Origin of the sequence: Bariatricus massiliensis, assembly GCF_900086725.1 — a bacterium.
GTDB lineage: Bacteria > Bacillota > Clostridia > Lachnospirales > Lachnospiraceae > Allocoprococcus > Allocoprococcus massiliensis.
The window spans coordinates 739,867-751,585 of sequence record NZ_LT574837.1 but is presented as its reverse complement, the minus strand read 5'-3'; the positions used below and the strand labels follow the sequence as shown (position 1 = coordinate 751,585).

The 11,719-nt window shown below is 41.9% G+C and carries 15 protein-coding genes and 2 pseudogenes; all 17 read left to right on the top strand.

Annotated features, from left to right (window positions below; translation table 11 throughout):
• Positions 1 to 107: 107 nt before the first annotated feature.
• Entirely contained in the window at positions 108 to 617 is a 510-nt protein-coding gene (locus BN6465_RS09725; RefSeq protein ID WP_066734055.1) for a sigma factor-like helix-turn-helix DNA-binding protein, read from the top strand.
• Positions 618 to 765: 148 nt separating this feature from the next.
• A complete protein-coding gene (locus tag BN6465_RS09720; protein WP_066734053.1) occupies positions 766 to 948 on the top strand; it encodes a hypothetical protein in 183 nt (60 codons plus the stop codon).
• Entirely contained in the window at positions 932 to 1,300 is a 369-nt protein-coding gene (locus BN6465_RS09715; RefSeq protein WP_066734051.1) for a DNA ligase, read from the top strand. The genes BN6465_RS09720 and BN6465_RS09715 overlap by 17 nt, the downstream gene beginning before the upstream one ends.
• The gene (locus BN6465_RS09710) at positions 1,290 to 2,462 is read left to right on the top strand and encodes a DUF2800 domain-containing protein (RefSeq protein ID WP_066734048.1); all 1,173 of its coding nucleotides are present in this window, start codon (positions 1,290 to 1,292) and stop codon (positions 2,460 to 2,462) included. Before BN6465_RS09715 ends, BN6465_RS09710 begins: the two co-directional genes overlap by 11 nt.
• Position 2,463: 1 nt before the next feature.
• Positions 2,464 to 3,030, top strand: coding sequence for a DUF2815 family protein (locus BN6465_RS09705; protein ID WP_066734045.1), 567 nt, complete (start codon positions 2,464 to 2,466; stop codon positions 3,028 to 3,030).
• Between the two features lie 15 nt (positions 3,031 to 3,045).
• The gene (locus tag BN6465_RS20970) at positions 3,046 to 3,195 is read left to right on the top strand and encodes a hypothetical protein (RefSeq protein WP_199882815.1); all 150 of its coding nucleotides are present in this window, start codon (positions 3,046 to 3,048) and stop codon (positions 3,193 to 3,195) included.
• A 57-nt stretch (positions 3,196 to 3,252) separates the two neighbouring features.
• Positions 3,253 to 5,244 carry a DNA polymerase gene (locus BN6465_RS09700; RefSeq protein WP_066734043.1) on the top strand — a complete coding sequence of 664 codons (1,992 nt, stop codon included), beginning with the start codon at positions 3,253 to 3,255 and terminating at the stop codon, positions 5,242 to 5,244.
• 83 nt (positions 5,245 to 5,327) lie between these two features.
• Positions 5,328 to 5,993 carry a Rha family transcriptional regulator gene (locus BN6465_RS09695; protein ID WP_066734040.1) on the top strand — a complete coding sequence of 222 codons (666 nt, stop codon included), beginning with the start codon at positions 5,328 to 5,330 and terminating at the stop codon, positions 5,991 to 5,993.
• Positions 5,994 to 6,148: 155 nt separating this feature from the next.
• Positions 6,149 to 6,370: a hypothetical protein gene (locus BN6465_RS09690; RefSeq protein WP_154670237.1), complete on the top strand. Its 222-nt coding sequence runs from the start codon at positions 6,149 to 6,151 to the stop codon at positions 6,368 to 6,370.
• A 143-nt stretch (positions 6,371 to 6,513) separates the two neighbouring features.
• Positions 6,514 to 6,861 (top strand): annotated as a pseudogene (locus tag BN6465_RS09685) (hypothetical protein); the annotation flags it as partial.
• A 349-nt stretch (positions 6,862 to 7,210) separates the two neighbouring features.
• On the top strand, positions 7,211 to 7,459 hold the full coding sequence (locus BN6465_RS09680; protein WP_066735231.1) for a helix-turn-helix domain-containing protein: 249 nt from the start codon (positions 7,211 to 7,213) through the stop codon (positions 7,457 to 7,459).
• A 10-nt stretch (positions 7,460 to 7,469) separates the two neighbouring features.
• Positions 7,470 to 8,057, top strand: coding sequence for a DUF6933 domain-containing protein (locus tag BN6465_RS09675; protein ID WP_066734030.1), 588 nt, complete (start codon positions 7,470 to 7,472; stop codon positions 8,055 to 8,057).
• A pseudogene (gene rhuM, locus BN6465_RS09670) lies at positions 8,038 to 8,891 on the top strand (RhuM family protein). The gene BN6465_RS09675 and the pseudogene rhuM overlap by 20 nt, the downstream one beginning before the upstream one ends.
• 165 nt (positions 8,892 to 9,056) lie before the next feature.
• The gene (locus BN6465_RS09665) at positions 9,057 to 9,596 is read left to right on the top strand and encodes a DUF1697 domain-containing protein (protein WP_066734027.1); all 540 of its coding nucleotides are present in this window, start codon (positions 9,057 to 9,059) and stop codon (positions 9,594 to 9,596) included.
• 182 nt (positions 9,597 to 9,778) lie between these two features.
• Positions 9,779 to 10,288 carry a GNAT family N-acetyltransferase gene (locus BN6465_RS09660; protein ID WP_066734016.1) on the top strand — a complete coding sequence of 170 codons (510 nt, stop codon included), beginning with the start codon at positions 9,779 to 9,781 and terminating at the stop codon, positions 10,286 to 10,288.
• A gap of 281 nt (positions 10,289 to 10,569) precedes the next feature.
• The gene (locus tag BN6465_RS09655) at positions 10,570 to 11,142 is read left to right on the top strand and encodes a GrpB family protein (RefSeq protein WP_066735228.1); all 573 of its coding nucleotides are present in this window, start codon (positions 10,570 to 10,572) and stop codon (positions 11,140 to 11,142) included.
• Positions 11,132 to 11,713 carry a methyltransferase family protein gene (locus tag BN6465_RS21580; RefSeq protein ID WP_334292656.1) on the top strand — a complete coding sequence of 194 codons (582 nt, stop codon included), beginning with the start codon at positions 11,132 to 11,134 and terminating at the stop codon, positions 11,711 to 11,713. Before BN6465_RS09655 ends, BN6465_RS21580 begins: the two co-directional genes overlap by 11 nt.
• Positions 11,714 to 11,719: the final 6 nt, after the last annotated feature.

Genomic DNA, 11,719 nt, shown 5'->3' with positions numbered 1-11,719 from the left:
GACGGTTGGCCATTTGAGAAGTGAGGATTCATTTTTATGGCCAATTATTATGGGATGTCCTGTGTGGATTCTCACTTCGGTAATCAGACCGAAGGAGGGTCTACACAATGTACAATTTTGAAAATCTACAGACAAGCAGTGAAAACAAGCGGTATTACATCCCTATGGAGGTAACAGCGGAAACCATCAAGGATTTCTGTATTAACCCGGCGGATGTGGTATGGACGAGAATCGGCAATAGCAAAGTGCGTGTCATCATGATTCAGGCCACCAAGGAGCAGTATTACGAGTATATGCGCCCGCTTTGGAAAGAGGACAAGCGCCTGCAGAGGCAGGAGTCGATGGCATCGCTGGATAAGCTGTACGAGGAAACCGAGTATGAAACAGTCGATACAGCAGACCTTGAAGCAGATGTTATGAAGAAGGTAATGATTGACGAACTGCATAAGGCTCTTGATGAACTGGAAGAAATCGACCGCACGATTATGGAAATGTACAGCAATGACCATAGTGAAAGCGAAATCGGACAGGTTATCGGCATGAGCCAAAAGGGTGTCAACAAACGCAAGCATAGGGTATTGCTGAAACTCAAGACTAGATTAAAAGATTTTGAATAAGGGATAATCTCTGCCTGCTCCGCCGCAGCAGTATCCGGCGGAGCAGGTTTTTATATTTTTTTCTGAAATAGTGGTTCTTAAAACACAAGTGGATGTCCTTTCACTCTCAGAGGGGCAAACAAAGCACCTCGGAAAGGACGGTAAATGTATGACAAACCGATGCAGAACAGGCACGAACGACTGCAAAAGTCAGGAACTCGACCGTGAGTTATCGGATGTACTTATTGCAATCAGTGTCGTGTCAAAACGAATCGCTGACAGGCTTTCTGCAGTCAGCGGCGGAGAAAAGATGAATATGGAAGGAGGAAATCCAGATGGGAAAGGTAAGTGAATTGTCCGTGCTCGTTGATGAGCTGCGCAAATGTGGAGAGACTTTGGTAGGCATTTCACAGGAACTGGCTGATATGTTCAGCGGCGCCGAGGAAGAAAAGCAGCCTATAAAAAAGACTGCGGCTAAGAAGAAAGCAGTTGAGGAACCAAAGCAGGAACCGCAACCGGAGACAGAAAGGCCGCTCACTCTTGAGGATGTCAGAGCCGTGTGTGCGGATAAATCCCGCAGTGGTTTTACAGCAGAGGTTAAAGCAATTCTCACAAAGCATGGCGCAGACAAGCTGTCGGAAGTAGACCCGGCAGAATACAAAGCACTGCTTGCGGAAGTGGAGGTGCTTGGCAATGCCGGATAAACAGAAGGTGAATTGCACTGCAGGTGCAAGAGAGGCTGGTCTGGGCCACGCAGTATTATCAGCATCGTCCAGTCACAGGTGGCTGGAATGTCCGCCATCGGCTCTGCTCTGTTCCAAGGCAGGAGATACAGCCAGTGAGTTTGCATTGCAGGGTACCGATGCCCACAGCCTTTGTGAACATAAGCTGAAAACCGCACTGGGGCAGAAATCAAAAGACCCTGCGGAAAATCTGCAGTATTTCGATGAAGAAATGGCAGACTGTTCGGATATGTATGCCCAGTATGTGCTTGAGCAGCTGGAAGCGGCAAAAGAGAAATGCAAAGATCCGATTGTTCTGATTGAACAGCATCTTGATTTCTCCAAATGGGTGCCGGAGGGATTTGGCACCGGGGACTGTGTCATCGTATCAGATGAGACCCTTACAGTCATTGACTTCAAATATGGTGTCGGCATTTTGGTGGAAGCGGAAAAGAATCCGCAGATGATGTGTTACGCACTGGGAGCCTTACAGCTGTTTGACGATATCTACGATATTGATTCGGTGACCATGACCATTTTCCAGCCAAGACGGGACAGTGTCAGTACCTATACCATTTCCAAAGACGAACTTTTGAAGTGGGCGGATGAGGTGCTTTGCCCTACGGCACAGCTGGCGGCAAAGGGCGAGGGCGAATACAAAGCCGGAAACCACTGCCAGTTCTGTAAGGTAAAAGCCACCTGCCGCAAGAGAGCCGAGTACAACCTTGAACTTGTGCGTTACGATTTTGAAATGCCTTCCACCCTTGAAGACGATGAGATAGAGGCCATTCTTTCAAAAGTTGACGCACTGGTATCTTGGGCGGGCGATATCAAGGAGTACGCTTTGCAGCAGGCAGTCAGCGGCAAGGAGTGGAAAGACTGGAAGATTGTCGAAGGACGCTCCAACAGGAAATATATCAACGAAACTGCCGTGGCGGATACGGTTAAGGATGCCGGATATGACCCATATGAACATAAGGTTCTGGGAGTTACGGCAATGACCAAACTGCTCGGCAAGACAAGATTTGAAGAACTGCTCTCAGGCTTTATCGAAAAGCCGCAGGGCAAGCCAACATTAGTACCTATGTCGGACAAGCGTCCGGCAATGAATACAGCAGCTAACGATTTTAAGGAGGAAAACTAATATGTCAAAGAATTATACCAACCCTACCAAGGTAATCACAGGAGTAAACACCCGCTGGTCTTATGCAAATGTGTGGGATGCGAAATCCATCAACGGCGGCGCACCGAAGTTCAGCGTGAGCCTTATCATTCCCAAGGACGATACTGCAACGGTCAACAAGATTAAGGCAGCCATCCAATCCGCGTATGAGGAAGGTCAGTCCAAGCTGAAGGGTAACGGCAAGACCGTGCCTGCACTTTCCATCCTCAAGACTCCGCTTCGTGACGGCGATCTCGAAAGACCCGATGATGAAGCCTACGCAGGCTGTTACTTCGTCAATGCCAACTCTGCATCTGCTCCGGGCATCGTAGATGCAGACCGCCAGCCTATCATCGACCGCAGTGAGGTATACAGCGGTATGTATGGCCGTGCCAGCATCAATTTCTATGCGTTCAATTCCAATGGCAATAAAGGTATTGCCTGCGGTCTGAACAATCTTCAGAAGATGAGCGATGGAGAGCCTCTTGGTGGTAAGAGCCGTGCAGAGGATGATTTTGCAACTGATGACGATGACGATTTTCTTTCTTAAGGAGGGCACCAGAATATGACAACAGTGCAGAGTATGATGCTTGCGGTTTGCTTTGGTGCAGTAGTGGGTACCATGATTGCCAATGTAGGATTCCTCATCAAGTGTGCCATTGACAGCCATAAGGAAAAGAAGCGTAAACGCATGGAAGAACAGAATAATCAGTAAACAGCGGGCGGCGGAGGTACATTCTTCGCCGCCTTGCTTATAGAAAGGAATGACAATATGGGAAAAATACAAACGCTCTCGATTGATATTGAGAGTTACAGCGATGTGGATTTGCAGAAGTGCGGAGTATATAAATATGCCCAATCCCCTGCATTTGAAATCCTGCTGTTTGGTGTATCGGTAAACGGCGGTGAGGTTATGGTCTATGATCTGGCACAGGGAGATACCGTGCCGATGGAGATCATAGAAGCACTGACAGATGATTCCGTGACAAAATGGGCATTCAATGCGGCTTTTGAGAGAGTGTGTCTGTCAGTATGGCTGCAAAGGCACTATCCCGAACATTTCAGCAGTTACAGCATTAACGAAGATACGGTTGGAGATTACCTTGACCCATCTGAGTGGAAATGCTCCATGATATGGTCGGCATATATGGGGCTACCTTTATCCCTTGCTGGATCTGGCATGGTGCTTGGCGTGGAAGAACAGAAATTAAAGGAAGGCAAAGACCTCATCCGTTACTTCTGTGTTCCATGCAAGCCAACCAAGGTCAACGGCGGACGGACACGCAATCTGCCGGAGCATGATACAGACAAATGGAGTCTGTTCAAATTCTATAACAAGCGTGATGTTGAGGTGGAGATGTCCATACAGGACAGACTGAAAAAATATCCCGTGCCGGATTTTGTGTGGGACGAGTACCATCTCGATCAAGAAATTAATGACCGCGGGATTGCGCTTGATATGAATGTGGTTGAAAATGCCATTGCTTTTGATTCGAAGTCCAAGGCAGAGTTAGCAGAGAAAATGCAGGAACTGACTGACCTTGATAACCCCAACTCCGTGGTACAGATGAAACAGTGGCTTGCGGACAATGGCTTGGAGATGGACAGTCTTGGCAAAAAGGAAGTGGCGCAGGCGGTCAAAACTGCTCCGAAGGAACTGGCGGAGGTTCTTCTCCTGCGGCAGCAGTTGTCCAAATCTTCCGTAAAAAAATATCAGGCAATGAAGAATGCCGTCTGTGAGGACGGCAGGGCGAGAGGAATGTTTCAATTTTACGGTGCTAATCGTTCTGGGCGATGGGCAGGCAGAATGATACAGCTGCAGAATCTTCCGCAGAACCATATGCCCGATTTGGAACAGGCACGAGGTCTTGTGGCATCCGGCAATTATGATGCCATGGAACTTCTATATGATGATATCCCGGATACCTTGTCGCAGCTTATTCGTACAGCTTTTGTGCCAAGAACCGGGATGAAATTTGTGGTGGCAGACTTCTCTGCTATTGAAGCAAGAGTGCTGTCATTCTTGGCAAAGGAAAACTGGCGAATGGAAGTCTTTCAGAATAATGGGGACATCTATTGTGCATCGGCATCTGCCATGTTTGGTGTGCCTGTGGAAAAGCATGGCGAAAACGGACATCTTCGTCAAAAAGGCAAGATCGCAGAATTGGCTCTCGGCTATGGCGGTTCAGTCGGTGCATTGAAAGCGATGGGTGCTTTGGATATGGGACTTGCCGAGGAAGAGTTGCAGCCGCTTGTGGATTCATGGAGAGCAGCCAATCCAAACATTGTGAGGTTTTGGTGGAATGTTGACCGATGCGTAAAGGATACGGTCAAAAACAGAGTAACCACAGAAACACACGGCATCCGTTTTATCTATCAGAGTGGAATGATGTTTATCGAATTGCCAAGCGGCAGACGGCTTTCCTATGTGAAGCCACGCATGGGTGAGAACCGTTTCGGCGGTGAGTCTGTTACCTATGAGGGTGTGGGCGGTACGAAGAAATGGGAACGCATCGAAAGCTATGGTCCCAAGTTCGTGGAGAATATTGTGCAGGAAATCAGCCGTGACATTCTTGCCTATGCTATGCGTACCCTGTCCCACTGTTTTATCTGCGGTCATGTGCATGATGAATTGATTATTGAATGCAGCATGGGAGTTTCAATTGATGCGATTTGTGAGCAGATGGGAAGGACACCGCCTTGGATAAACGGACTTCTGCTCCGTGCGGACGGGTACGAATGCAGCTTTTACAAAAAAGATTAAAAATACGGTTCTTAAAGTTCAGGGTTTTGTCCTTTCACTATCAGAGGGCAAGACCCTACTTTTATGGAAGGACGGTATTTTTTATGAAAGAACTGATACAAAAAGACGAATATGGCATTTTTGCCGACACGCACGACACAGCGAGGGTGGACAGCCTGTATGTGGCAGATTATTTTGAGAAATCCCATAACCACGTGGTGCGAGATATTAAAAAAATACTTTCGCCGCAGTCTGGATTGAGCGAGGAATTTAATGTGTCCAATTTTGGACGCATTACCTATACAGATTCCAGAGGAAGAAAGCAGAAAGCTTACGCTATGACCCGTGATGGATTCACGATGCTTGTTATGGGATATACGGGTGCAAAGGCAATGAAATTCAAGGAACTGTACGTCAAGCGTTTCAATGAGATGGAGAAATTCATCAAGGCATTGGTATCCGCAAGACAGGAGTTCCCACTGCTTACGGCAAACATCAAGCTGCTCCATGATGCTCCCAAACCGTATCACTTCAGCAATGAATGCGATATGTTAAACCGCATTGTGCTGGGCATGACTGCAAAGCAGTTTAGGCTTGCCAACAACATCGAAAAGGGCAAAAGCATCAGACCGTATCTGTCAAAGGAACAGATTGATATGCTGGAAACCTTGCAGAAGGTCGATGTGGGTCTGCTTGTGGCATTTCCGAATTATGAAGACCGTAAACGCCATCTTGAATGGTACAAAACCAAATTAGAGGAGGACAAATAAGATGTTTTATGTGAAAGAACAGCTGAATGATGCAATGGAGATTTTAAGATAATTCAGATAAAATCCTTGAAGTAAAAGATTACACAAATATAGAGAATAGCGAGATTGAAGATTTAGTTTCGTATGAAGTCTTAAATAAGGCATTAATTAGAATATTGAAAGGATATGATGATGAATTTGAAGATGATTATTCTAAAATGCAACCAATAATAAACCAAATCGAAAAATTTGCACAAGAAAATGAAATTGTTTTGGAAGCTGGATGGAAAGTTGAATTATCAAAGTCTGTTAAAGTATCAATGCAAAAATCAAAAATAGTAGTTAATGACAGCACTTTGGAAAAGTGGATAAAGCTGTTTAATGATTTTTTAAAGTAGTTCGATATAAAATAAATAGAAATTAAAATGAAGCTTTATATCGTCTTGAAATTTTAGGCTTTATCAGACTGAAAAAACAACAAATCCAGTTGTGTTTTTAACCTTCTATATAAATACGTAATTGTTTGGACAATGAAACGCAAGTTGAGGCAATGGTACTTCTTTCCCATAAAAAACCAGACAGTTATATTAACGTAAAAGTGGAGTTTGGCGAGGGTGAGGGCAAAGTTCCATTGGATAAAATTGCGGAAAGAGCCGAAGCGTATAAACCAAAAGAGAAAGTTACCTACAAGATGATTATGAAGTACCTACAAGCTGAGTACGGCTTCAAAGTACATACTGCTTATATAGCGGGGGTAAAGAGGGATTTAGGCTTACCGATGTACGATGCTCCTAATGCAGTAGTGGAGTTGAAACATCCTCGGAAACATCCGACTACTGTGCAAATAGAAGCTATAAAGGATGCTTTGAAGTATTTTGAAATTATCTAAAGTAGCAAGCGTATCATTAGGAAAAATGATACGCTTTTATACAGTTTGATATAGATACATAAGAATTTTACGCTTATTATTTGGCTGATAAAACCGATGTAGAGAACTAGGCGCGACATTAGCTTGCCTTCTATAGGATATATCAAATTATTGTTGGATATTCATGGAAAATCGCAAAGAGTTGATGTAAAATATATTAAATTAAAAGAGTATTTTATGATAAAATTAAAGGAGTCACTATTGAGTCAACGATGCTATTCCAACATGGAGTGGGTTTAATTATTAAGGTAAAATAACATTACTATGTTCGTTAATTGAAATAAACAAAATGATTAGTATTGATTCTGACGTGAATTGTAAATCGAGATGCAACCTCTACGACTTACAATTCACGAACAACATTGAAGTTGATGTTAAGGTGAAGTGCATAGCGGGTGAATTAACGCAGGCACAGCTTGCAGAGAAGATTGGAACAACGGGACAGTATGTCAATCGTATAATCAAGAAAAAAGATGGTGTGGTGAACAAAACGTTTGTGCAGATGTTGGAAGCTCTTGGGTACGATGTTGAACTTACTTATGTTAAAAGAGAAGATTAGGTGATAAGAGATGATTATTTATGCGACCAAACAAACCTTTGAGAGATATAAATTAAAGCTGCCATCGGAGTTATCTCCCCCTATCAATATAATTGCAGAAACTGTTATTAAAAATGAAAGCGGAGATAAACTTCTTGAATGGGGCGCAAAGCTGTTTTATTTTGATAAAAGAAAATGCATTCAAGTTGTAAATTTCGCAAGCAAATTCACTTTGTTTTTAGTTGATGTTAAAGTAGCTGATTTAGAGAATGTGGGAGATATGATGGCTCATTACCTACTTGAACTTTATAAAGATGATAAGCAAATGACTAGGGCTCTAAAAAAGTTGTTTGAAGGAAATTCAGTGACCTGCTTTGCAAAGCTTACGGATAAAAGTGCAATCGCAACCTTGAATACAACGCAGAGCAGATTTGCTGATGATGGATACCGTTTTTATGAGTTTATTCGAGATGGCATTCTGCACACTATGGAAATCAATCATGCAGTGAATTTTAAGTGGTTGTTTACCATGAAGATAGGCGGCAAAACAGAGTATATTTATGCTGGAGAGAAATTCCGAGAGTGTGTACTTGAACGATATGGAAACCCTAAACAGTGAAATTTGGAGGGTTACCATACCGAAAAAGAATAAAGAAGAAATAAGAATCTGTTCTAGTGTGGCTGAATATCTTACCTATGTCACTTCCGCTGGTGACAGCGAGGATAGCTTTGAAATGCGTTATAAGGACGAGAATGTATGGCTGGACGCAGAAGATGATGGCAAGAACTATAGTACCAATCATTATTCTTTGGAGATAATCATTGCTGTTGGCTTTAAGGTTAACTCTGAACGAGCAGTCCAATTTCGTAAATGGGTAAATCAAATTGCAAAAGATTATACGATTAAAGGCTGGGTAATGAATGTAAAACGTATAAAAAGAGGTACATATCTTACTGAGAAATATTTTGAGAAATAGCTTGGGTGTGTCCGTGAAATACGGGCAAGTGAGAGAAAATTTTACCAATAAATAACAGATCTTTATGCCACGGCGGTTGATTATGATAAGACTGCCGCGACAAAACGTTTTTATGAAACGGTACAAAATAAAATGCATTATGCCATTCATGGACATACTGCTACTGAAATAATTGTAGAGAGAGCTGATAGCGAAAAAGATTATATGGGGTTAACTACATGGTCAGATGCACCGAGTGGAAAAATCAAAAAAGCGGATGTTTCAGTTGCTAAAAATTATTTTTCAGAGTTTGAAATGGGGCAGTTAGAACGTATGGCTTGCTTAAAGAGGTGGGAAAAGTATCTGCTGAGATTGCAAAGCTTCACGCAGAAACGGAATTTGAAAAATATCGGGTGATTCAATACAAATTGTTTATGTCTGATTATGATAAGTTTTTGCTGGAATTAGAAGAACAAACAAAGAAAAAATCGTATTGAGTATAAACCGCAGTTGACATTGTAGCAGAGATTTAGTTATTCGGAAATCCCGAACAACTGCTGTAAACTTCGGAATTAACCACGAGTCAACCTGTCGGAATTTTCGACAGGTTAGAAAAAAAGCATTTTGTCTATAAATAAGATAGAGTAACATGGAGGACTGATATGAAAAGATATATCGCCCTTTTAAGAGGCATCAATATAAGTGGGAAAAACAAAATTTCTATGGCGGAACTGAAATCATGTCTTATAGAAATTGGTTATGCAGATGTTTTTACATATCTCAATAGTGGAAATATTGTTTTTTCGATTGATGAGAGCAATGAAATTGTAGTTGCTGATAAAATAAAAGAAATGATACAAGAACGGTTTGGTTTAGATATTCCTGTTTTTGTTATTTTACAGGAAGAATTGAAAGACTTATTAAGTAAAGCCCCTGTTTGGTGGGGAACGGATGACAAAGAGATTTATGACAATCTGATTTTTGTAATGCCTTCTGCTACCGCTGAACTGATTGCTGAGAAAATAGGTGAGCCAACAAAAGAACTGGAGCAGATATGTATCTGTAAGAATGCTATTTTCTGGTCTTTTGATAGGAAGAAATATGCGAAAGCGAACTGGTGGAAAAAAACAGCAAGTGCAGGAATTGGCGAAATGATTACAATTAGAACAGCCAATACTTTGAAAAAGATAGTTGAAATGTAATGTTTAAAAACGTCCGGCTTGCCAGAACATTCGTGAGAATAAAACGGTTGCCTGTTCCCCTATGAATAGACCTCTGTTTCCTAAATACCATTGACCGATTTGGAAATGCAGATTCAGTGGATTTATTACCCGATATAATAAACTGAACTTAGCCTAAAATTTGAACTTGAGGTGATGATAATATGATATTTGAAACGGATAGGTTATATTTACGAGAGATGAATCGGTCTGATTTCAAATCTTTAAGCAAGATATTAAAAGATGAGGAAACTATGTACGCTTACGAAGGGGCGTTCAGTGATATTGAAGTGCAGGAATGGTTAGATAAACAAATTTTGCGTTATCAAAAATGGAACTTTGGTTTATGGGCAGTCATCCTTAAAGAGACGGATGAAATGATTGGCCAATGTGGACTTTCGATGCAGCAGTGGAAAGAGGAGGAAGTGCTAGAGATTGGTTATCTTTTCGAACGGCTATACTGGCATAAAGGGTATGCTACCGAAGCGGCAAAGGCATGTAAAAAGTATGCGTTTGAAATTTTAAAAGCGGATGAAGTCTGCTCTATTATCAGAGATACCAATGTTGCATCTCAAAATGTAGCCATAAGAAACGGTATGACAATGACGGACACATGGACAAAATATTATAAAGGTGTCGATATGCCGCATTACCGCTATATCGTATATCGCTGACGAGTCCAGTCTGCTTGAAATTTTTTTATATGAAGCTATTTTTGTGCCAAAGAGTGTGCCTGCTCCGCCGAGGAAAGTCGTCGAACAGCCTGAGCTACAGGTATATGTAACGGATTTTGCGAAGAAAAAGAATCGGTACTGCTTTCATGTAGGAAATGCTTTGTATATTAAAACGAAGAGGATATCAACAGGCATCACTTGTTGTACAAAAGGAAAACTACGACGTAAAGTCATACAAAAAAGTGGGATTTGAAATTGTCGATGGGAATGAGGAAGAACGGATGGGGAAAAAATTGTCTCAGATGAATTTGGAGGAGCTATGGCAGTTATTTCCGATTTTTCTGACAGAGCATGAGGAGTGCTGGAAAGATTGGTATCACGAAGAAGAAACGGCTTTAAAGGGAATTTTGCCTTCAGATAGGATAAAGCGAATCAGCCATATCGGAAGCACAGCTATCAAAGCAATATGGGCAAAGCCAATTATAGATATCCTTGTGGAAGTATCAGAGAGCTATAACTTGCAAGAATTTAAGGAGCCATTATCGGAGGCAGGATATATAGGTATGGCAGAGTCGGAGAAAAGCATTTCATTCAATAAAGGGTATACGGAAAATGGGTTCGCAGAGCGGGTTTATCATCTCCATCTGCGCATGGAAGGTGATCATGACGAATTGTATTTTCGGGATTACCTGAATGAATATCCTGCTATAGCAGCGGAATATGAAGCTCTCAAGCTGCGGCTGTGGAAACAATATGAGCATAACAGGGATGATTATACGGAAAGTAAGGCCGCTTTTGTAAAGGACCAGACAAGGCGTGCAAAGCTTGATTTCGGGAATAGGTATGAAGATTAAAGTGTATTCTCTTAAAAAGCTCATTTACAGAGACGGAGAGGTATCTATCATGAAAGGTTTTTTATTGCTAATTCCATTTTTTCTGATACGGTTCGGACTGTTGACACTTTTAAATAAAGATGCGGTGAAACGTGCCGCTTATTTTGCTCCGTTAGCAGGAAAAGAAATAACAGCATATTGGGTTTATCAAATATCAAATTTGGCAATATTCATTTATATATGTTTCCTTACGGTAAGAATAAGATTTTTCTGGATATTTTGTGCCGGATTGTTTTTTTATGCGACAGGATTGATACTTTGTGCGGTTTCGATTGTGAATTTTGCGAAACCTTCGGATGACGGGCTAAATTGTAATGGACTTTACCGATTTTCCCGTAATCCAATGTATGTATCCTATTTTATTTATTTCGCAGGGTGCGCACTGCTGACGCAGTCGCTCTCGTTATTCGGGATTGTAATCATATTTCAAATTTCTTCACATTGGATTATTCTTTCAGAAGAGAAATGGTGCATAGAAACATTTGGGGAGGAATACAGACAGTACATGAAAAAAGTTAGACGGTATATTTAAGGTGTT